Annotated in this window: 18 protein-coding genes; 7 read left to right on the plus strand and 11 right to left on the minus strand. The window is 60.8% G+C overall.

What is annotated here, in order from left to right; genetic code table 11:
• Nucleotides 1-11: 11 nt before the first annotated feature.
• The 5 genes from ACQ4WR_RS24110 to ACQ4WR_RS24130 form a co-directional block, all read right to left on the minus strand.
• Entirely contained in the window at nt 12-1,721 is a 1,710-nt protein-coding gene (locus ACQ4WR_RS24110; RefSeq protein WP_436490376.1) for a methyl-accepting chemotaxis protein, read from the minus strand.
• A gap of 207 nt (nt 1,722-1,928) precedes the next feature.
• Nucleotides 1,929-2,261, minus strand: a complete 333-nt coding sequence (locus tag ACQ4WR_RS24115) for a LysR substrate-binding domain-containing protein (RefSeq protein WP_436490419.1) — start codon at nt 2,259-2,261, stop codon at nt 1,929-1,931.
• Between the two features lie 3 nt (nt 2,262-2,264).
• On the minus strand, nt 2,265-2,810 hold the full coding sequence (locus ACQ4WR_RS24120) for a DinB family protein (protein WP_436490378.1): 546 nt from the start codon (nt 2,808-2,810) through the stop codon (nt 2,265-2,267).
• A gap of 31 nt (nt 2,811-2,841) precedes the next feature.
• Nucleotides 2,842-3,441, minus strand: coding sequence for a MarC family protein (locus ACQ4WR_RS24125; protein ID WP_102293780.1), 600 nt, complete (start codon nt 3,439-3,441; stop codon nt 2,842-2,844).
• Nucleotides 3,442-3,559: 118 nt separating this feature from the next.
• Nucleotides 3,560-4,348: an AraC family transcriptional regulator gene (locus tag ACQ4WR_RS24130; RefSeq protein WP_436490380.1), complete on the minus strand. Its 789-nt coding sequence runs from the start codon at nt 4,346-4,348 to the stop codon at nt 3,560-3,562.
• Nucleotides 4,349-4,451: 103 nt separating this feature from the next.
• Here ACQ4WR_RS24130 and ACQ4WR_RS24135 point away from each other — a divergent pair, with 103 nt between their 5' ends.
• The 3 genes from ACQ4WR_RS24135 (at nt 4,452) to ACQ4WR_RS24145 (ending at nt 9,093) form a co-directional block, all read left to right on the plus strand.
• Entirely contained in the window at nt 4,452-5,366 is a 915-nt protein-coding gene (locus ACQ4WR_RS24135) for a DMT family transporter (RefSeq protein WP_436490382.1), read from the plus strand.
• Nucleotides 5,367-5,406: 40 nt separating this feature from the next.
• The gene (locus tag ACQ4WR_RS24140; RefSeq protein WP_436490383.1) at nt 5,407-7,017 is read left to right on the plus strand and encodes a toxin-antitoxin system YwqK family antitoxin; all 1,611 of its coding nucleotides are present in this window, start codon (nt 5,407-5,409) and stop codon (nt 7,015-7,017) included.
• A gap of 345 nt (nt 7,018-7,362) precedes the next feature.
• Nucleotides 7,363-9,093, plus strand: coding sequence for a methyl-accepting chemotaxis protein (locus ACQ4WR_RS24145; protein ID WP_436490385.1), 1,731 nt, complete (start codon nt 7,363-7,365; stop codon nt 9,091-9,093).
• A 1-nt stretch (nt 9,094) separates the two neighbouring features.
• Here the strand turns inward: ACQ4WR_RS24145 and ACQ4WR_RS24150 are convergent, their stop codons facing one another.
• The 6 genes from ACQ4WR_RS24150 to dnaA all read right to left on the minus strand — a co-directional run bounded on the left by ACQ4WR_RS24150 (nt 9,095) and on the right by dnaA (nt 18,336).
• The gene (locus ACQ4WR_RS24150) at nt 9,095-10,246 is read right to left on the minus strand and encodes an AI-2E family transporter (protein WP_436490387.1); all 1,152 of its coding nucleotides are present in this window, start codon (nt 10,244-10,246) and stop codon (nt 9,095-9,097) included.
• A 22-nt stretch (nt 10,247-10,268) separates the two neighbouring features.
• A complete protein-coding gene (locus ACQ4WR_RS24155) occupies nt 10,269-11,423 on the minus strand; it encodes a hypothetical protein (RefSeq protein ID WP_436490389.1) in 1,155 nt (384 codons plus the stop codon).
• A gap of 88 nt (nt 11,424-11,511) precedes the next feature.
• Entirely contained in the window at nt 11,512-12,573 is a 1,062-nt protein-coding gene (locus ACQ4WR_RS24160; protein WP_102293773.1) for a GGDEF domain-containing protein, read from the minus strand.
• A gap of 456 nt (nt 12,574-13,029) precedes the next feature.
• Nucleotides 13,030-15,528: a DNA topoisomerase (ATP-hydrolyzing) subunit B gene (gene gyrB, locus ACQ4WR_RS24165; protein ID WP_436490391.1), complete on the minus strand. Its 2,499-nt coding sequence runs from the start codon at nt 15,526-15,528 to the stop codon at nt 13,030-13,032.
• Between the two features lie 153 nt (nt 15,529-15,681).
• A complete protein-coding gene (gene dnaN, locus ACQ4WR_RS24170) occupies nt 15,682-16,788 on the minus strand; it encodes a DNA polymerase III subunit beta (protein ID WP_034754341.1) in 1,107 nt (368 codons plus the stop codon).
• 150 nt (nt 16,789-16,938) lie between these two features.
• Nucleotides 16,939-18,336, minus strand: a complete 1,398-nt coding sequence (dnaA, locus tag ACQ4WR_RS24175) for a chromosomal replication initiator protein DnaA (protein WP_102293771.1) — start codon at nt 18,334-18,336, stop codon at nt 16,939-16,941.
• Nucleotides 18,337-18,972: 636 nt separating this feature from the next.
• Between dnaA and rpmH the strand changes: the two genes are divergently transcribed.
• The 4 genes from rpmH to yidC are packed head-to-tail and all read left to right on the plus strand — an operon-like array spanning nt 18,973 to nt 21,573.
• On the plus strand, nt 18,973-19,107 hold the full coding sequence (gene rpmH, locus ACQ4WR_RS24180) for a 50S ribosomal protein L34 (RefSeq protein WP_010401996.1): 135 nt from the start codon (nt 18,973-18,975) through the stop codon (nt 19,105-19,107).
• A gap of 8 nt (nt 19,108-19,115) precedes the next feature.
• On the plus strand, nt 19,116-19,568 hold the full coding sequence (gene rnpA, locus ACQ4WR_RS24185; protein ID WP_258002874.1) for a ribonuclease P protein component: 453 nt from the start codon (nt 19,116-19,118) through the stop codon (nt 19,566-19,568).
• Nucleotides 19,565-19,825 (plus strand): membrane protein insertion efficiency factor YidD, encoded by a 261-nt coding sequence (gene yidD / locus ACQ4WR_RS24190; RefSeq protein ID WP_102293770.1) that lies wholly within the window; start codon nt 19,565-19,567, stop codon nt 19,823-19,825. The genes rnpA and yidD overlap by 4 nt, the downstream gene beginning before the upstream one ends.
• Nucleotides 19,826-19,836: 11 nt before the next feature.
• Nucleotides 19,837-21,573 (plus strand): membrane protein insertase YidC, encoded by a 1,737-nt coding sequence (gene yidC / locus ACQ4WR_RS24195; protein WP_102293769.1) that lies wholly within the window; start codon nt 19,837-19,839, stop codon nt 21,571-21,573.
• Nucleotides 21,574-21,623 lie beyond the last annotated feature (50 nt).

The following is a 21,623-nucleotide window of genomic DNA, read 5'->3' on the forward strand; positions in this document are numbered from 1 at the left end:
GTTGCTATTCGTTAAAACTCTTCCCATTCGCTTTCGGCGGCGGCATTGTCGCGGCGTGCCGGCGCGGCTGCCACGGCCTTGCGCGCTGGCGCCGGGCGGGCTGCGGGGCGCGCGATGGTTGCCGCCGCTGCCGGTGCCTTGCGCACGGGGCTCAGCTTTGAAACGCTGGCCACATGGTTGCCGGTTTTAAAGAAACCCACCACATGGGCCAGTTCGCCCGCCTGCTCCTGCATGCTTTGCGAGGCGGCCGCCGCTTCTTCCACCAGGGCCGCGTTTTGTTGCGTCACTTCATCCATCTGGGCAATGGCCATGTTGATCTGTTCGATGCCGATGGTTTGCTCATGCGTGGCGGACGTGATCTCGCCCATGATGTCGGTCACGCGCACGATGCTGTCGACGATGTCGCCCATGGTCTGGCCCGCTTCATTGACGAGGCGCGAACCCGTGTCCACGTTGGCGACGGAAGCGGCGATCAGTTCCTTGATTTCTTTCGCTGCGCCAGCCGATCGTTGCGCAAGATTGCGCACTTCCGTGGCGACGACGGCGAAGCCACGGCCCTGTTCGCCCGCGCGTGCCGCTTCCACGGCCGCGTTCAAGGCCAGGATATTCGTCTGGAAGGCGATGCCGTCGATGACGCCGATGATGTCGACGATCTTCTTCGACGATGCGTTGATGGTGCCCATGGTGTCGACCACTTGCGAGACGATGCTGCCGCCGCGCACGGCCACTTCGGACGCGCTTTTCGCCAGCTGGTTGGCCTGGCGCGCATTGTCCGCATTCTGTTTCACGGTCGAGGTCAGCTCTTCCATAGCCGACGCTGTTTCTTCCAGCGAGCTGGCTTGCTCTTCCGTGCGTGACGACAGGTCGAGGTTGCCGGCGGCAATTTCGCTCGATGCTGTGGAGATCGCATCCGTGCCGTGGCGCACTTGCGCCACCACGCCCAGCAGGCTGGTGTTCATGGCTTTCAATGCACCCAGAAGGCGGCCCGTTTCATCACTGGAATCGACCACGATGTGCGAGGACAAATCGCCCGATGCGACGGTTTCGGCCACGCCGACGGCGGCATTGATGGGACGGGTGATCGAGCGCGTGATGATCCACGCCACGAAGGCGCCCAGCAGCACGGCCAGGCTGCCCAGGATGATCATGGAGGTGCGCGCGCTGCTGCTCAGCGCCTCGGCATCGCTGGCCGCCTGCGCCGCCAGTTCGCCTTCCAGCGCGACCAGGCTGTCGAGCGCCGTCAGCACGCGCTTCAGGCTCGGTGCCGCCTGTTGTGTCAGCGCGGCGATCGCTTCTTCCGTCTGGCCGGCATTGCGCAGCTCGATGACCTTGTTGTTCAGCGGCGCACCCGCCTTCAGGGCGGCGTCCAGCTCGGCCATCAAGGCCGTTTCCTTGTCCGTCGCAATTTTCTTTTGCAAGGTTTCCTTGGCGGCGCCGTATTTCTTGCGCGCTTCGCCGATCTTCGCCAGCTCCGCCTGTACCAGCGCTTCCGTCGGCGCCACGACCACGCTGGTAATGGCCAGGGTAATGGTGCGCACGTTGTCGCTCATGGTATTGGCGGCCGCCATTTTGACGTTCTTGTCGGCCACGATGTCGTGCGTGCGCGCGCTCAGCTGTGCCATGGAATACAGGCCAACGAGCAAGACAGCGACCAGCAGGCCGAGGACGACAGCAAACCCGATCCCGAGCCGGGTGCCGATTTTGAATTGTGTGAGTGACATGATTGCTTTCGTGTTGCGGAAGTGAAGGAAAACGTCGACAGGCCAGGGCTACGGGTTTATACGTAGAGGCGGCCAGACTGTAATTGTTCCTCAAAATTCCGCACTGCAATACAAAAACTTGTATCAAGTCCGAGAAAAGTTAAAAATTTGGTAGCAACTTAACTAAGTTGTCGTGTGGAAACAACGAGCGCGACGTTGGATGCGGATTCAGTGTTCCGGAAACACGTGGGCAGCCAGGAAATCGATGAAGGCGCGCAGTTTTGGCGTCAGGTGGCGGCTGCTGGGCCACAGGATGCGAAAGGCGCCCTGGTGCTGGCGGTGGGTTTCCAGTACCGGTTGCAAATGGTTCGCGGCCAGTGCCGCGCGCACGGCAAAGTCGGGCAGGGCTGCAATGCCCAGGCCGCTTTCGGCGAAGTGCAGCAAGGTATCGACATTGTTACAGTTCAGCAGGGACGGCAAGCCGAGGGGCTGGCCTGCGGCGCGCTGCTGGTGGCGCTGGCGCTGGCCGTCATCGCGCTCAAGGCGTGGCTGTACCGCCAGCCCTCAGTGCTCGATATGGTTGGGGATGCGAAACAGTAGATCCGTGTCGCCGAGGTCCACGCCCGCTTGCGACAGCAGGGTGCTGGCCTGGCCACGATGATGCGTCTGGTGGTTGAAGAAATGCATGAGCAGGCTGAAAAATGCGCGCCGGTTCGGGCCCTTGCTGTTGCGGTAGTCGAGCAGGTGCTCGAGGTCGGCTTCCGTGATGGCGGCGGCCCAGTCGATGATGAGCTGGTCCAGCCATTGCCGGTGCGCGCGCATGGCGGCAAAGTCTTCGGCCGCGAACAGCGGGTGGGTGAGCGAGGCGGGCGGCGTGATGGCGCGGATGGGATCGAGCAGGGGAAAGCCGGCCGGATGCTTCGCATAGCGCTGCAGCCACAAGGTATCGCCCACCATCACGTGGTTCAGGGTGCCCAGCAGGGAGCCGAAAAAAGCGCCCCGCTCGCGTTGCAGTTCTTCCGGCGGCAGGCTGGCGGCCGCCGCGTACACCTTCGCATTCATCCACTGGTTGTAATCGGCCATCAGGCAAATGTGGGCGCAACGGCTCATGCTGATTCCTGCAGTGTATGCGTGTTTTATATTAAACGGACTTCAGGAACGCGCGTATGCCGGCCAGCAGCATTTCGATGGCCATTGCCGTCAGGATCAAGCCCATCAGGCGCTCGAAGGCCGTCATGACCCGCGGCCCCAGCGCCCGCTGCAAGCGTTCGGCGCACAGGAAGACGGCCAGCCAGACGACTGCCACGGCCGTCAAGCCTGCCACGTGGGCAATGACTTCGTTCATTTCATGCGAGGAAAACAGCAGCACGGTCGCCAGCGCCGACGGGCCGGCCAGCGCGGGGATGGCCAGCGGCACGATGAACGGCTCGCCGCCCATCTCATGGTCGCTATTGCCGGCATTTGGTTGCGGAAACACCATGCGCATGGCGATCAGGAACAGGATCACGCCGCCGCCGATGCGCAGTGCGATTTCCGACAGATGCAAGGCGTTCAGGAAATGCCGGCCAAAGAACATGAATATGAGCAAGATGCCGAAGGCGATCAGGCACTCGCGCACCACGACTTTCCAGCGCCGCTCGATGGGGACACGCTTCAGGGCATTGACGAACAGGGAAACGTTGCCAAATGGATCAGTGACGAGCAAGAGCAGGATAAAAGTCTGGAAGAAATTCTGTGTCATGGTGGTGTGGAGATGAGGTCAACACCGCCGCCAGGATGGGCGCGGTGCGATAAGGCTTGCGATGATAACAAGAGCGGCGACTATCGCCCATGATTATTGATGCATAGCAGCATTTTTTTTACGCCGCGATGACTTTTGCCTGGTAAAACGCCGTCGGTGTGGTGCCGAAGTGTTTCCTGAACATGGCGGTGAAGGCGCTCTGGCTCGTGTAGCCGTTGTCCATGGCCACGTCGATGACCTTGTCGCCGCGCGCCAATTGCTCCAGCGCCCGCAGCAATCGCGCCTGCTGGCGCCACTGGCCAAAGCGCATGCCCGTCTGTTTCTGGAACAGGCGGTGCAGACTGCGCTCGGTGATCGCCAGTTCCTGCGCCCAGTGCGCCACCGTCAGCTGTTCTCCCGGTTGCGCCATCAGCTGGGCGCAGATGCCGCGCAGGCGCTTGTCCGCAGGCAAGGGCAGATACAAGGGCAGCACGGGCAGGCTGTCGAGTTCATGCAGCAGCAGTTGCAGCAGATGCCAGTCGCGGCTGCCTTCTGTAAAGTCGGGCGCGATATCCACGGCCGCGACGATCAGCTGGCGCAGCAGGGGACTGATGTCGAGCACGCAACTGTGGCTTGGCAGCAAGGGCGAGTTGGCGCAGTTGACGAACACCGTGCGCATTTTCACGGCGCCGCTCATGCGCACCTGGTGCGCCACGCCCGCCTGCAGCCACACGCCGCGCGTGGGCGGCACCACCCAGCGCCCGCCCTGCGTCTCGATGGTCATCACGCCTTCGATGGCATACAGCAACTGGGCATGCGTGTGGCAGTGCGCGGAAATCACGTGGCCATGCGCATAGTCAACGGCCAGCGCCATGGCGCGCGCCGTGACGGGCAACAGTTCCTGGAAGGCGGGGCTGGAGCAATCCATGTGAATAAGCGTCAGTTTTGGAATAGGTTCGGACATCTTAGCGCGAGAAAGCGCGGCGTGCCTGCGGCATGATGGTTTCCCGCAATAATCTATGGAGCTACGCATGCCTGTGCGCGCCTATCTGTATCCGTTTCTGGCCATGCTGCTGTGGGCCGGCAACGTTGTCGTATCCAAGCTGGCCGCGTCCAGCATCGCCCCCACGGCCATCACCTTTTACCGCCTGGTGCTGGTCTTGCTGGTGATGACGCCATTTATCGCCCGGCCCCTGTGGCGCAACCGTGCCGCCATCCGCCGCCAGTGGTGGCAGCTGGCCCTGTGCGGCCTGATGTCCATGGCCTTGTTCCAGAGCCTGTCCTACCGCGCTGCGGAATCGACCACGGCAACCAACATGGCCATCGTCACGGCGCTGGCGCCCTTGATGACGGCGATCCTCAGCGTGCTGCTGCTGGGCGAACGCCTGACGGTGGGCATGGCGGCCGGCGGCGTGCTGTCGTTTGGCGGCTTGCTGTACCTGGTGGGACGCGGCGACGTGCTGGCGCTGCTGCATCAAGGCGTGCATGCGGGCGACGCGCTGATGCTGCTGGCCTGCCTGAGCTTTGCCCTGTACGGCGTGCTGCTGCGCCGCTGGCGTCTGTCCATTCCCGCCTGGCAAGCCATCTATTGCCAGGCCCTGGCGGCGCTGGCCTGCATGCTGCCGTTTTTCCTGCTGCTGCCGGCCGGCAGCGCCCGGCTCGATGCCACGACCTTGCCCCTGATCGGCTATGCGGGCATCGGTTCGTCCATCGTCCTGTCCTACCTGTGGATCGAAGGGGTAAAGCTGCTGGGGCCGAACCGCTGCAGCATCTATGTCAACTTGCTGCCGATATTGACGGCCTTGCTGGCTATCGTCTGGCTGCACGAAAGCATGCATGCGTATCACCTGATCGGCGGCGGCATCTCACTGCTGGGCGTGCTGCTGGCGCAAACGGTACAGCGGCCCCTGTTTGGCCGGCGCGCAAGCGTATCCGGGCTTGCCTGAATGGCCATGCATAATGGCGGTTTTGGGCAGTGGAGTTGGCATGCGGCACTCAATTTTAAAGAACACGCTGGCGGTGCTGCTGGCGCTGGGAAGTGTGGCGCCAGCGCAGGCGGCAGCGCGCTTTTATGAAGGCAAGGCCATGGCCTATGCCAGCGCCGTCGAGCGCCGCGATGGCGGTGTGGTACTGGCCTTCTTGCGGGAAAACGGCGAAGTCAACGGTTACTATTGCCAGTGCAACGGGGACAGCGGCAAGCGCATGAACCTGGACACGTATGGCAAGGCCAGCATTGCTGCCGTATTTCATGCCGACCTCGACAGCGAAGGAGAAACCACCTTCGTGCTCAGCCGCAATGGGACGGCCTATGGCTTGCATGCCTACCGCTACGAGCGCGGCGGCGGCCGCATGGTCAAGGTCGCCGCCCTGCAGCCGACCCTGGACGCCATCGTGCGCGGCGCAAGCAGCATGGACGAGGCAAAGGTGCGCGCCGCGCTGGCGTCGCTGCAACTGATCGATTACAGCATCGATTATGCGCGCACGGGCATCGCCGACTTCGATGCCATCGAGCATGGCCATGGCAGCCTGGTCGGCTATTTCAATATCGACGGTGACTTACTGCCTGGCAAGCCGGAGGATGCGCCGGCATTTGCCTATAAAAAAACTTTCCAGGAAAACGATGGCCATTTCCTTACGGTGACTTATTTGCTGGGCAAGGGTTGGGAAGGCGGTCGTGTGCCCAGTTATCACATCAAGTGGATCACCTGGGAAACGCAACCGCAGCGCTTTGCCGCCAGCCAGGACGGGCTGTTCATCGAGTACGAGGTGAATTGCTGCAGGGGCAGCGTGTTTGCCCGCGGCCAGTATGCACAGGGCAAGCGCACGGGACAGTGGCACTATGAAGAGCCGCTCACCATCCGCTCGGTTGGCGCGTTTGTCGACGACAAGGCTGAAGGGCCATGGACGTATGCAAGCGGCGAGGAAACGACGACGGGCATGATGCAGCGGGGCCAGCGCACGGGCCGCTGGGAAGTGAACCCTGGCGTGGACGAATGGCGCGACGAAGGCAAGGGCAACTACCAGGGCTTCGATACCTACCTCAAGGACAGGCTGGATGGACCCAGCGAGCGCCGCGTCGGCGACGTCGTGCATTGGCGGGGACAGTATGTGAATGGCAAGAAGCAGGGCCAGTGGCTTGAACCTGGCGGTGGCGGCAACTACGTCAATGATGTGAAGCAGGGGCCGTGGAAGAAGGCGACACCGGACGGCGGCTGGCAAGTGTTGACGATGGTTGACGGCAAGCCCGATGGCAGGCTGGAACAATATGCAGCCAATGGCCAGTTGGAACTCATCGAGCACTACCGCCTGGGCGAGCTTGACGGGCCGATGGAAAGCTTCTATCCGGATGGCAAGCGACGTTACCAGGGGACGTTTGCGAATGGCAAGCGCGACGGGGAGGAGATCCTGTTTTATCCGGATGGCGACGTACCGCAATTTCACCGCAACTGGCACAAGGGCGTGCCGCACGGCGTCAATATCGAGCATTTTCAGAATGGCATGCTGAAGCACATCAGCAGTTATGACATGGGCAAGAAAACGGGCCGTTTTCAATCTTTCCGCGACGATGGCCAGCTGATCGAAGAAACCGTTTATTAACACGGCTGGCATTCCGGCGCGTGCGCGTGCGGCAAGGGAATGCCAGTTCTGCGCAAAAAACATCACTTGTTTGTGACAAAGCGTGAAAATCCATGCTGGATATTGCCACTAGGAATCTTTCCCTGTATCTTGCAGTCAGGAAATTAAAAATACCGGAAACCTCAACCCTGTTGACCTGTATTTTACTCCTGACGATATGCGCGGGCCGCCATCCCCCCAGCCGCTGTTAACGCGCCATCGACCGAACTTTGTCCTGAACAATTCAGAATTGACCCGCCCATCTGGCATTTGTCGCGATTTCCGTCGGCAAGCGCAGGCATGGTTGCGCCCTACCAAGGAAATTGCATGCTATCGAACATAACAATAAGAATGCGCCTGATCGCCACCATGAGTGTGCTGGGCTTGCTGATCGCCGTCTTGGGCGCCATGAGCATGATCGGGCTGAAATCAGCCAACAACAGTCTCAACGAGGTCTACAGCAACCAGCTGGCTTCGACGCAAGCCATCGGCGAGTCGCAGATTTTCCTGGGCCGCGCCCGCTTCACCATGGATCGCGTGATGGTCCATCCCGATGCGGCCGACGCCAAGGATACCTTGGCGCGTGCCGAGCAATTCCTGGAGTCATCGAGCAAGGCCTGGAAAGTGTATTTGGGCTTGCCGCAAAGCGTGGAAGAAAAACGCCTGTCCGACGATATGGACAAGAAGCGCAGCGATTACATCAACAATGGCGTGCTGCTCATGAGCAAGGCCTTACGAGAAGGAAATGTCGAGCAAGCCGATAGCTTGATGATGAAGGGACTGACGCCGCTGTATCGCTCGCTCGACCAGGCAGCGGAAACCTTGACGCAGTTCCAGGTGAGCGGCGCGGCCAGGATGTATGCCGACAGCCAGGCCAGCTACCGCACGCAAGTGACGATGGCCATCACCGGCATCGTGGTGGGGGGCTTGCTGATCATCATTTCCAGCATTTTGCTGCTGCGCGCCATCTTCGGCCCGCTGGACCAGGCCCTGCGCCATTTCGGCGCCATTTCCGACGGCAACCTGGCCAACGACATCGTCATCACGCGCAACGATGAAATGGGTGCCTTGCTGACGGGCTTGCAGAAAATGCAGGAGCGCCTGTCGACCACCGTGCGTGGCGTGCGCGACGGCAGCGGCGCCATCGCCACGGCCAGCAATGAAATTGCCTCCGGCAACCTGGACCTGTCGAGCCGCACGGAACAGCAGGCGTCGAGCCTGGAAGAAACCGCCTCGTCGCTGGAAGAACTGACTTCGACCGTCAAGCAGAATTCCGACAATGCGCGCCAGGCCAACCAGCTGGCCGTCTCCGCTTCGGACGTGGCCGTCAAGGGCGGCGCGCTGGTGGCGCAAGTGGTCGATACCATGGGCACCATCAGCGAATCGTCGAAAAAGATTGCCGACATCATCGGCGTCATCGATGGCATCGCATTCCAGACGAATATCCTGGCCTTGAACGCGGCCGTGGAAGCGGCGCGCGCGGGCGAGCAGGGCCGTGGCTTTGCCGTTGTTGCCACGGAAGTGCGCAACCTGGCGCACCGCTCTGCCAGCGCCGCCAAGGATATCAAGGTGCTCATCGAAGCGTCGGTGCGGAACGTGGGTGCCGGTAGCGAGCTGGTCAGCCAGACGGGCACGACGATGGACGAGATCGTTTCCAGCATCCGCCGCGTCACCGACATCATGGGTGAAATCAGTGCCGCCGGCCGCGAGCAGGAATTGGGCATCGGCCAGATCAATCAAGCCGTGGCGGAAATGGATACCGTGACGCAGCAAAACGCGGCACTGGTGGAAGAAGCGGCAGCCGCCTCGGAATCGATGCAGGAACAGGCGGCGGCGCTGGCCGAAATGGTCAGCATCTTCAAGCTCGATGCCGCCCACAGCGGCCCGGCACCGGCCAAGCCTGCCTTGCGCAAGCCTGTCGTCGCCGCCGCTAACAGCGCCTTGAAACGCCCGGCGCCGCGCCTGGCGACGGCCCGTGTTGCCGCTGCACCTGCCGCCGCCAAGCCGCGCCCAGCCAAACCGATGGCTGACAATAGCGGCGAGTGGGAAGAGTTTTAAGTTACGGCGCGTCCAGGGCCACCTTGCTGCCCTCTTCCTGTAAGCGCGCTGCCTCGGCCAGGGCCTGGGCGCGCGCTTCTTCCGCCGCCTGTTCCGCTTTCTCCAAAGCATCGTGACGCGCCTGCAATGCCGCGCGGGCGCGCACGAAGACGATCTTGATGGCCGCCATCACGGGCACGGACAGGAAGATGCCCACCACGCCGCCGAGCTGATCGCCGGCCAGCAAGCCGACGATCACCATCAGCGGGCTCACTTCCACGCCTTCGCTCATCAAGTACGGGTTGACGACGTAATCCTGGAACAAGCGGTAGGCGGCGATAAAGCCGATCAGCCAGAAGACGTGGTCGAAGCCGCTGAAGCCGGCCACCACCACGGCGATGATGGCGGCTGCCAGCGGGCCGGCAAACGGGATGAACTCCAGCAGGGCGGCGGCACCAGCCAGCAGCAGGCCGTAGGGCACGCCCATCAGGGAAAAGGCGATGCTGTAGGACACAAAGGTGGCGATCGACAACAGCAGCAGGGCGCGCACATAGCGCGACAGCAGGATGTCGAGGTCGTCGATGATGGCGCCCCAGAGTTTCTTGTTCGGACGGTTCAGCAGGGATAGCAAGCCGTCGCGCATGTCCGGACCTTCCTTGATCAGCAAAAAGCTCAGCACCGGCACCAGCACCAGATAGATCAGGTTGCTGGCCGCGTGCATCACGCCCAGGCTGATTTCCTTCGCCAGCGGCATGGCTTGGCCCGTGCCGCTGCTCAGCTGTTCCTGCATGAAAGACAAAATACGCGCGCGCAATGGCTCCATGAATTCTGGCAGCGGAATGCGCTCGGCAAAATTATTGCCTTTCAGCAGGGTCGGCAATTGCGCGCTGAGCTTGGTTGCTTCCTCTTCGATGCGCGCGCCAAAGATCGAACCCAGGATGGCAACCAGCAGCACCACCACCAGAAACACGATGCCGATGGCGGCCGTGCGCGGCAAGCGCTTCGGGCCATGGCGTTCCAGCAGCTCGATCAGGGGATACACGAGATAGCTGAAGAAAATCGCAAACACCACCACGATCAGGGTCGACGAGACTTGATATGTGAGGAACAGCAGGAAGACGATCAGGAAGGCCGTCCACACCATCTTGGCGACGCGCAAGTTAAAACCGAACATAGGAGTTCCTTAGGACAGAATGCTAGTCAAGCGTGGTTTTGCTTGAGGGAAGGGGTGGGCAAGGCAGGGACCGGGCAGCGCCGCACGATCGGAAATCATACCGCAAAATGCCAAAATGCCAAAATGCCATGTTCCTGTGCGCGATGGCAATGCTTTCCCCTGTCCGCGCCGTCTGTTGCCTACTTATCCAGCCAGCTGGCCACGGTGATGAACACGCCATTTTCTTGTCCGGCTCGCGCAAGGTAACTGTGTAGCGTCCGCTGGTATCGCGCCCGCTGAAGACCACTTTGTCCTCATGCCCCTTCACTTGCGCGTCCTTGGCCAGCTTGGCGTAGGTATTGAGCACCCAGTGAAAATCGGCATAGCTGCGCAGGGTGACGGCAGCGTCGGGCAGAGGCTCGCCACCGGCCTCGGCCGCTTGCGCTGGCGTATACATCGGCAACCCCGCCAGGCGTGCGGGGTGGATGATCTTGCCATCGCTGGCACTGCCGTTCAACTCGGCCGCTGGCAGCAGCAGGTGCAGCAGGCTGACGGGAAAACCGGGCGGTATGTCGCGCGGCTGCCAGCCGGGCTGGCCGGGGCGGGTCGTGACGTATTCCACAGCGGCAATGCTTTGCCGCTGTTCCTGCGCAGCCTGTGCCAGCATGGCCGGCAACTGCCGCGCCCAGACGAGCAGCGGCGCGGCCGTCTCGTCTTCCGCGTCCGGTGGCTGGAACAGGGTCAGCACGGCGTGTGTGGACGGCAGGCAGGCTGGGGCGGTGTCGCTGGTGACGGCCTGGCAATGGCCGTTGACGAGGCCCAGTGCCAACAGCTTGCGTTGCGGGTCGAACAGCATGGCGGCGCGCCATGCACCGTGCGTGCCGGCATCGATGGAGGCCAGCACCGAGCGTCCGTCGGGCAGCATGGTGCGCGTGATGTGATCGGGTGAACGCATGCTGTCGAGCACCTGGCGCGCGATCAGGGCATTGCCCTGCGTATAGCTGCCGTGCGCATAGCCGAGCAGCTTGAAGATGTCGGCGCGGATCTCCGGATGCGCGCTCAGGGCCAGCGGGGGCGAGGGCACGGGCACGGTGGCAGCCGCGAAGGCGGCGTCATCGAGCGTTTGCGCATGCAGGGGCGCGCCCAGGATCGCGCATAGCGACAGCAGGGACAATATGGAACGGATGGGGGTATGCAATGGCGATCCTTGTCGAGGCGCCATGCCGGTCCGGATGCCGGCACGCGCGGGCCGCGATCTTAGCATTCTGTGAAGAAATGGCGTTTTCTCAAGCAGCGTTGAGCACGTAACGGTTCTTGCCGTTCTTCTTGGCCAGGTACAGCGATTCATCGGCGCGCCGGTAGCTGTGTGACAAATCCGCTTCCTTGACCAGTTCCGCGATGCCGATACTGACGGACACTTTGCGTTCCGGCACGAAGGCTGCCTCGACAGCATCGACCAGCTGGGCGGCAAAGGCGCAGGCCGCGGTTTTTTCGCCCTGATAGATGACGGCGAACTCTTCACCACCCAGCCGGCCGCACAGGTGCTCACCGGCCAGTGCCGCGATCACGCCGGCGATTTTTTTCAATACTTCATCACCCACATCGTGGCCGTGCACGTCGTTGATTTTCTTGAAGTCATCGATATCGATCATCAGGAAATACGCGGTTGCCAGCCCGGGCCGCTGCAGGGCGCGCGCGCTTTGCGTGAACATGCGGCGATTGTTGAGTCCAGTCAAGCCATCCTTGTAGGCCATCGTCGCCAGATCGCGCTGGGCCCGATAATTGTGAATGCGCAAGACTAGAAAATAGATATTCAGCGCCAGGCCGATGATCACGCTGATGGTGACGGCCAGCACGGGCCAATGCTGGTCGGCCTGGCCTGCATGCACGGGAAACTGCCCCAATCCCAGGATGGCCCACACGCCCAGCGACACGCCCAGGTAATACGCGATGCCGCTGAAGATGGGCGCCGTCGTCAGGGTGATCATCACGCCCAGCGGCAACACCCAGAAAGCGGGGTCTTGCGTGCCCAGCATCAGCACGCGAAAGCTGAATGCAATGAACAGCACGCTGATGGTGCCGCTGGCGATGATCGCCTGCAGCGACCTGGCATACACGGTCAGCACCAGCCCGACCAGCATGCCCGTCACGCCCAGCGCTGCCTGTGCATGGTCGAGCGAAGCGCGCGGCACAGTCAGGCTGAACGTGACCAGCCAGCAAGCCAGGCCAAACGTCAGGATCGCTATCGAAATGAAATGCAGTTCCTTGAAAAAGCGCTGCTGCTGCGCCGGTTCTCCTGAAAAGAACAGGTAATACAAGGCAGGAGACAGGTTGCGCGAAGTGAACATTGCATTCGTCCAGACAGACAACAGGCCTTGCGGCAGGGGTGCCTGCCGGCGGCAAGCGTCGGCATGGCATGCGCGCGAATTAGTTGCGCTCAGGAACTAGTGTAATACTTTCCTGGTGGAAATGGTAACTTGCGTGTGGAAAGGCGCGGCCGCTGTCCTGCCGCCGCCACAGCGGCTCGCCAAAACCGCTGGCAAGCAGGGAGAATAGGCGCGGCATCATGGCTGCGTCAGCACCAGCACCTCGCTGATCAAGTGCTTGCCAACGCCATCATGCGCTGCTTCCTCCACAAGCCGGTGACCGGCCTGGTCGTCAATGCGCGACTCTTCTCCCCCCCCCGGCAACGATGACAAGGCGGCCTGGCGCTGCGGCGATCGCCAGCTGTCGCCCTGAGGCGCATAAAAAAGCGGCCCTGCAAGGGGGCCGCCTGGGGACATGCTGTCAGCAATGACGCTGGTTTACACGTCGATATTGCCCGCGCGCAGTGCATTCGCTTCGATGAAGTTGCGGCGTGGTTCCACGTCGTCGCCCATCAGTGTCGTGAAGATCTGGTCCGCCGCAATCGCGTCTTCGATCTGCACCTTCAACAAGCGGCGCACGGTCGGGTCCATCGTGGTTTCCCACAGCTGATCCGGGTTCATTTCGCCCAGCCCTTTATAGCGCTGTTTCGAGACGGTGCGTTCGGCTTCGTCGCGCAGCCATTGCATGGCCTGGTGGAAGTCGACCACGGCGATTTCCTTCATGCGCTCGCCTTCGCCGCGGCGCACGAAGGCGCCTTCGCAGATCAAGCCTTCGAAGGTGGCGGCGCCGTTGCTCAGCACGGCGTAATCCGGGCCTTGCACGAAGTCGGCGTCGATGGCGCTGACTTTCACGTTGCCGTGGTACATGCGTTCAATGCGCAGCATGTGTTTTTCCGACAGGTCGTCGGAACGCACGTGCACTTTCACGGCGCTGTCGTTGATGGCCGTTTGCAGGGCCAGCGCCGATTTTTCCGCCAGTTCCAGGGTCGACAGGTCGAGCTGCACGCCCGTCATGATGGCCGTCAGGGCGGCGCGGTCGATGACGCGCGTCAGACGCGTCATGATGCTGTTCGACAGGTTGAACTTGCGCACCAGTTCGGCCAGGGTGTCGCCGGAAATGCCTTCCGCGCCTTCCTTTGGCACCAGTACGGCCGTGTTCAGGGCCACCGTCATCATGTAGCTGGCTTCTTCGGCGTCATCTTTCAGATAGCGCTCGTCGCGGCCGGCCTTGACCTTGTACAGCGGCGGTTGCGCGATGTAGATGTGGCCGCGCTCGACCAGTTGCGGCATCTGGCGGTAGAACAGGGTCAGCAGCAGGGTACGGATGTGGGCGCCGTCGACGTCCGCATCGGTCATGATGATGATGCGGTGGTAGCGCAGTTTTTCGACGTTGAATTCGTCCGGTCCGATCGAGGTGCCCAGGGTGGCGATCAGCGTGGTGATCTGCTCCGACGACAGCATTTTCTCGAAACGGGCTTTTTCCACGTTCAGCACTTTACCGCGCAGCGGCAAGATGGCCTGGAACTTGCGGTCGCGCCCTTGCTTGGCCGAGCCACCTGCCGAGTCACCCTCGACGATGTACAGTTCGCACAGGGCGGGGTCTTTTTCCTGGCAGTCGGCCAGCTTGGCCGACAGGCCCAGGCCGTCCATGATGCCTTTGCGGCGGGTCAGGTCGCGGGCCTTGCGGGCCGCTTCGCGCGCGCGCGCCGCTTCGACGATCTTGCCGCAAATGATCTTGGCATCGTTCGGTTTTTCTTGCAGGTAATCAGCCAGGGTCTTGGCGACGATCTCTTCGACCGGGCCGCGCACTTCCGACGACACCAGCTTGTCTTTCGTCTGCGACGAGAACTTCGGTTCCGGCACTTTCACGGACAGCACGCAGGTCAGGCCTTCGCGCATGTCGTCGCCGTTGATTTCCACTTTCGCCTTTTTGGCGAACTCGTGTTCATCGATGTACTTGTTGATGACGCGCGTCATCGCCGCGCGCAAGCCCGTCAGGTGGGTGCCGCCATCGCGTTGCGGGATGTTGTTCGTGAAGCACAGCACCTGTTCATTGTAGGCATCGTTCCACTGCATCGACACGTCGACGGAGATATTGGTGCCCTGGTCCGACATACGCTCGCCGGTGGCCTGGAAAATGGTCGGGTGCAAGACCGACTTGGCCTTGTTGATGTACTCGACGAAGCCGCGCGTGCCGCCTTCGAAGGCAAACACTTCTTCCTTGCCCGTGCGCTGGTCCGACAGCTTGATGTTGACGCCATTGTTCAGGAAGGACAGTTCGCGGATGCGCTTGGCCAGTATTTCATAGTGGAATTCCACGTGCGTGAAAATCTCTTCGTCGGCCCAGAAATGCACGTCGGTACCGCGCTTGTCCGTTTCGCCGATGACCTTGATCGGCGAGGTGGCGATGTCGCCGACCATGACGATCTGGCGGTCCTGCGGCACGCCGCGCACGAATTCCATGTGATGCACTTTGCCGTCGCGGCGGATGGTCAGTTTCAGCAGTTTCGACAGGCCATTGACGCAGGACACGCCCACGCCGTGCAGGCCGCCCGAGACTTTATACGAGTTCTGGTCGAACTTGCCGCCCGCGTGCAATTCGGTCATGACGATTTCCGCCGCCGAACGCTTCGGATCGTGCTTGTCGTCCATTTTCAGGCCGGTCGGCACGCCGCGGCCATTGTCGGTGATCGAGATCGAATTGTCGCTGTGGATGGTGACGTGGATTTCCGTGCAATGGCCGGCCAGCGACTCATCGATCGAATTGTCCAGCACTTCGAACACCAGATGGTGCAAACCGGTGCCGTCCGAGGTGTCGCCAATGTACATGCCCGGGCGTTTGCGTACGGCTTCCAGGCCTTCCAGGATCTGGATGGAGGAGGCGCCGTATTCTTCCGTTTTGGCCTGGATCGGGGTGTCTTGTGGATTCTCGGACATGGACTGCTTTCTCAAATAACGATTGCTGATTGATTCGGGGCTGCTGGCTGATGGCCGTAGGTCGGGTTAGCCGGAACGGCGTAACCCGACAGACGGCAATTCAGCATGTCGGATTACGCTGCGCTAATCCGACCTACGTCACTGCTGTGGTCTTTAGATCCGCATCGGCATGACGACATACTTGAAGTCGGCATTGTCAGGGATGGAGATCAGGGCGGACGAGTTCGAATCGCCCAGGGCGATGTTGACGTATTCGCACTTCAGGTTATTCAGCACGTCGAGCAGATACGTCACGTTGAAGCCGATGTCGACCGAGTCGCCGCCGTAGTCGATTTCCAGCTCTTCGACGGCTTCTTCCTGGTCGGCGTTGGTCGAGCTGATCTTCATGCTGCCCGGGGTGATGATGCAGCGCACGCCCTTGAACTTGTCGCTGGTCATGATGGCGGCACGTTGCAGCGAGCGCAGCAGTTCATCGCGGCCGATCGTGAAGTCGTTTTTGTAGCCTTTTGGAATCACGCGCGTGTAGTCGGGAAACTTGCCTTCCACCAGCTTCGAGATCAGCTCGATGTCGGCAAAGGTCAGTTTCACCTGGTTGGCGGCGATGTCCAGCTGCACCGGCTCATCGTTCTCTTCCAGCAGGCGCTGCAGTTCGATGATGGTCTTGCGCGGAATAATCACTTCCTGGCGCGCGAAAGTCTGCTCGGTGGCCACCTGGCAAAACGCCAGGCGGTGGCCGTCGGTGGCCACGGCGATGACATTATTGCCATCCAGCACCAGCAACAAGCCGTTCAGGTAATAGCGGATGTCTTGCTGCGCCATCGAGAAATGCACCATGTTGAACAGGTGCTTCAGGGTTTTCTGGGGCAGGGTGACGCTGGCGTTGTAGCTTTCCGCCTGTTGCACGGTTGGAAACTCTTCCGCCGCCAGGGTTTGCAGGGCGAAGCGCGACTTGCCCGTTTGCACGGTCAGGCGCTTGTTCAGCAGGGTCATCGTGACGTCGCCCGATTCGGGCAGCGCGCGCAAAATGTCCAGCAGCTTGCGCGCGGCCACGGTGGTGCCGGTGACGTCCGCGCCGGAACCGATTTCCGCGTGCGTGGTGATCTGCACTTCGGTGTCGGTCGACAGGAAGGAGACATTTTCACCGTCTTTGCGGATGAGGATATTGGCCAGAATCGGCATAGTGTGCCGACGCTCGACAATACCGCTCACGATCTGCAGTGGCCGGAGAAGGGTATCTCGGGTGGTTTTGACCAATTGCATATTTATCCTCAATGTATAGGTTGAACAGTACGACGTTTAACGTATTAATTTAACAATTGTTGCCATAGGGAGCCCCGACAGACCGGCTGCGGTGCCCTCCCAGATAATAAGGGTAAAGCACGTTTTGAGCCAGTCTTGCCACAGGTGTGCTTAGCCCTTCAACGTTTGCTCCAGTACATGCAACTCATGGTTGCATTCCGGGTTCTTGGTGCGGTCCAGCGCGATCTTGCGCACGGCATGCAGCACCGTGGTGTGGTCGCGGCCGCCAAACAGCTCGCCGATCTCCGGCAGACTCTTCTGTGTCAGTTCCTTGGCCAGGTACATGGCGATCTGGCGCGGCCGCGCGATATTCGCGGGCCGGCGCTTCGAATACATGTCGGCAACCTTGATATTGAAGAAGTCGGCCACTGTTTTCTGGATGTTTTCCACGGAAATCTGACGGTTCTGCACCGACAGCAAGTCCTTCAGGGCTTCCTTGACGATATCGATGGTGATGTCTTTGCCATGGAAACGCGAGTACGCGAGGATCTTGCGCAGCGCGCCTTCGAGCTCGCGCACGTTCGAGCGCAAGTGCTTGGCGACAAAGAAGGCCACGTCGTCGGAGAAGGTGACGCCTTCCTGCTTGGCTTTTTTCAGCAGAATCGCCACGCGCATTTCCAGCTCCGGCGGTTCGATGGCCACCGTCAGGCCCGAGTCGAAGCGCGAGATCAGGCGGTCGTCCATGCCCGTGATTTCCTTCGGATAGGTATCCGAGGTGATGATGATTTGTTTCTTAGCGGCAATCAATGCCTCGAACGCATAGAAAAACTCTTCCTGCGTGCGGCTCTTGCCGCCAAAGAACTGGATATCATCGATCAGCAGCATGTCGAGCGAGTGATAGTAATGCTTGAAATCGTCGAAACCCTTGCGCTGGTAAGCGGTCACTACGTCGCGGACGTACTGTTCCGCGTGGATGTAGCGAATCTTCGCGCCCGGGTTGTCGGCCATCACCTGGTTGCCGATGGCGTGGATCAAGTGGGTTTTACCGAGGCCGACACCGCCGTAGAAGAACAGCGGGTTATATGACACGCCCGGGTTGTTGGCCACCTGGATGGCGGCGGCGCGCGCCAATTGGTTGGCTTTACCCGTCACGAAACTGTCGAAGGTCAGGTCGGTGTTGATGCGGCTCTGCTCGCGGCGCGGCGCCGCGCCGATGCTCAGTTCCGGCACGCTCGGTTGCGGCTCCGCGGCGGTACGCGCGCTGGGCGCGCCGCCATTCGGGTCGCTGGCCGGGGTGCTGGTGGTCACGGGCTTCTTCGGCAGGGCCAGACGCGGGTCGAGCACGAACTGCACTTCCGTGGGCGCTTCGAAATATTGTATGGCCAGCGCGGTGATGCGGCTGGCGAACTGGGTCTTGACCCAATCGAGCTTGAAGCGATTGGGCGCAGCAATGCGCAGCTTGCCCTCTTCGTAGTCGAGAGGGATAAGCGGTTTGATCCACGCACTGAATTGTTGCGGTGTCAGCTCCAGTTCCAATTGCGCGGAACAGGCCTGCCAGAAATTATCCATGAATGTCTATGTGAAAAGGTGTGGGAGGGCGTATCGATTCTGCCCTGCGTTCACCGTGTTGCAAGGCCGGCGTCGCGCGAGGGCTCGCCACACGTAACGCGCTATTCTACTCCCGACTGGCAAAGTTATCCACAGGCACGACGCTTATTTTTCTGTGGCGGGGTGGGGCGCCATGTGCATAAGAGGCGACTTATCCCCCGGTTATCCCGTTGCAAGCAGTGCTGGCGCGGCTTGTGGCGGGGCCTTGCAGGCAGATGGGGCGCGCTGCGCAAATTTCCAGGCGATCACGGCAATCCTTGACAAGAGGGGGGCATATGCTGAATAATTCAGGGTTCCCCGCCCGTATTCCGTGTTTATTCATTTGGAACGACAATATGGACTAAGCGTGGATTAACGACGCAGTACCAAATCGTAGCGAGCGGTGACGAGTTGTGGCTGAGGCGCGCAACTGTGCGAATGCACAGTGAGCACCGTAGGCCGCAAATCGCTCCGCGTAGTAGATTTGGTACGCGTTCAAGCGGGCGATGAGATTGGCCAGCTTGTGCCTTGGCATAAGTGCGCGATTGTCATTGGCACCAAAAACTGACGGGACGTCAGACCCGATTTTGCATTTTTTTTGTTTTTAGCGAGACCAACATGAAACGTACTTACCAACCTTCCGTCGTTCGCCGCAAGCGTACGCACGGCTTCCGCGCTCGTATGGCTACCCGTGGTGGCCGTGATGTGCTCAACGCACGTCGCGCAAAAGGCCGCAAACGTCTGGCCGTCTAGGCTTGTCGTTGACAGCTGATCGCGTGGCTAGCTGTACTCCAGTCGGCAATCAACGCGAAGGTTCACACGACTTCGCGCGCTTTCGGCGTATCGTTAAAACGGATGAATTTTCATCCGTTTTTCGTTTGCGCCCTTCGCAAAAAACAGCGCATTTTGTGCTGTACACCCGACACAATCAATTGCCGCATGCGCGGCTGGGCGTCGTTGTGGCCAAGCGTTTCGCGCCGCGCGCGGCGACCCGCAACACGATCAAGCGCGTGACGCGCGAGCTGTTTCGCAACAGCGCGCTGCCGCCGGTCGACTGTGTGGTGCGCCTGTCGCGCGCCGTCAACAGCAAGGATGGTCCGGCCACCACGAGCAGGCTCAAAGCCGAGCTGCGTGAAGAATTGAGCCGCCTGTTCGCGGGGCAAATCGCCGCCCAGGCCCGTTCTGTTGCTCCACAGCCACCATCTGCGCCATGAAAACCCTGCTGCTGTTACTGTTGCGTGCTTATCAGTTGCTGATCAGCCCCGTGCTGGGACAGAATTGCCGCTTCTATCCGAGCTGTTCGCATTACGCGATGGAAGCGTTGCGCGTGCACGGCGCCGCCAAGGGCAGCCTGCTGGCTGCCAAGCGCGTGTGCCGCTGCCACCCCTGGAATGAAGGGGGCGTCGACCCGGTACCGCCGGCCGATGCTAAACAATCTTCAACGACCGCTTGCGGTTGCAACCACTCCTGACAAATACCCTAATGGATATCAATAAACGTACCATCCTGTGGATCGTGTTTTCCGTCTCGCTGGTAATTCTCTGGAACGAATGGATGATCTCGAACGGCAAGCCGTCGATGTTCTCCGCGAACACGGAACAAACCGCCAAGGCGCCTGCGACCCCGGCCAAGACGGCTGCCCTGGCGGCGAATGGCGCAGCGGGCGTGCCTGCCGTGCCCGGTGATGCTGCCGATCCCGCCGCCTTCAAGCGCGAAGTGATCACCATCACCACCGACGTCATCAAGGTCGATATCGACACCCTGGGCGGCCAGGTCAAGCGTCTGGAATTGCTGAAATTCAAGGGTGCTGGCAATCCAGGCTGGTTTGGCGGCTGCTTCGGCCTGTTCAAATGGTGCCAGCCCGATGACGGCAAGCAAAATGAAGTGCTGTTCGACGAAGGCGCGAACCACACCTACCTGGCGCAGTCGGGCCTGGTCGGCGGTCCTTTCCCGACGCACGCAAGCGGCTTCACGGTACAGCCTGGCGTACGCACCCTGGGCGATGGCAAGCAAGTGCAACTGGTAATGGAAGCGGTCGAAGGCGGCGTCAAGCTGACCAAGACGTTTACCTTCAAGCGCGGCGACTATGTGATCGACGTGCGCCATGACGTGGCCAACGTGGGCGCGGCCCCTGTCACGCCGCAGCTGTATCTGCAGCTGACGCATGACGGCAACAAGCCGGTCGGTGATTCCTTCTTCAACAGCAGCTTCACCGGTCCGACCCTGTACACGCCACAGGACAAGTACCAGAAGCTGACGTTCGAGAAAATCGAAAAAGCCGCCGTGGAAGACGAGAAGAAGGGCAACGACAATGCCATGAAGGCGCTGCATCCGCAGACGGCCAATGGCGGCTGGTTCGCCATCTCGCAACACTTCTTCGTCTCGGCTTTCGTTCCGCCTGAAAATGCCAAGCGCGACATCTTCACGAAGAAGGTCGGCACCAATCTGTACGCCATCGGCAACGTGCTGCCATTGCCTACCCTGGCGCCAGGCGCTTCAGCCAGTATGGACAGCAAGCTGTACTCGGGTCCGCAAATCGCGCACCTGCTGGAAAACGTCTCGCCTGGCCTGGAACTGGTGAAGGATTACGGCTGGCTGACCATCATCGCCAAGCCGATGTTCTGGGTCATGGAACAGATTCACAGCGTACTGGGCAACTGGGGCTGGACCATCATCGCCTTCACGATCCTGATCAAGCTGCTGTTCTTCCCGCTGTCGGCCGCCGGCTACCGCAGCATGGCCAAGATGAAGCTGGTCACGCCGAAGATGCAAGCCATCCGCGAACGCTTCAAGGGCGATCCGCAAAAGATGAACCAGGCCACGATGGAGCTGTACAAGACGGAAAAAATCAATCCGCTGGGCGGCTGTCTGCCGATCCTGATCCAGATGCCGGTCTTTATCGCCCTGTACTGGGTGCTGAACGCCTCCGTGGAAATCCGCGGCGCGCCATGGATTGGCTGGATCACCGACCTGGCCCAGCATGATCCATGGTGCATCCTGCCCGTGCTGTACGCGATCTCGATGTACATCACGACCAAGCTGAACCCGGCCCCGGCCGATCCGATGCAAGCGAAGATGATGCTGTTCATGCCACTGGCATTTTCGGTGATGTTCTTCTTCTTCCCGTCGGGCTTGGTACTCTACTGGGTCGTCAACAACGTCCTGTCGATCGGCCAGCAATGGGTGATCACCAAGAAATACGCGCCTGCCGTCAAGTAAGTCCGGCCAGCGACCAGAAAGCCCGCCTCGCGCGGGCTTTTTAATTCTTG

The organism is Janthinobacterium amylolyticum, assembly GCF_051380655.1.
Taxonomy (GTDB): domain Bacteria; phylum Pseudomonadota; class Gammaproteobacteria; order Burkholderiales; family Burkholderiaceae_D; genus Janthinobacterium.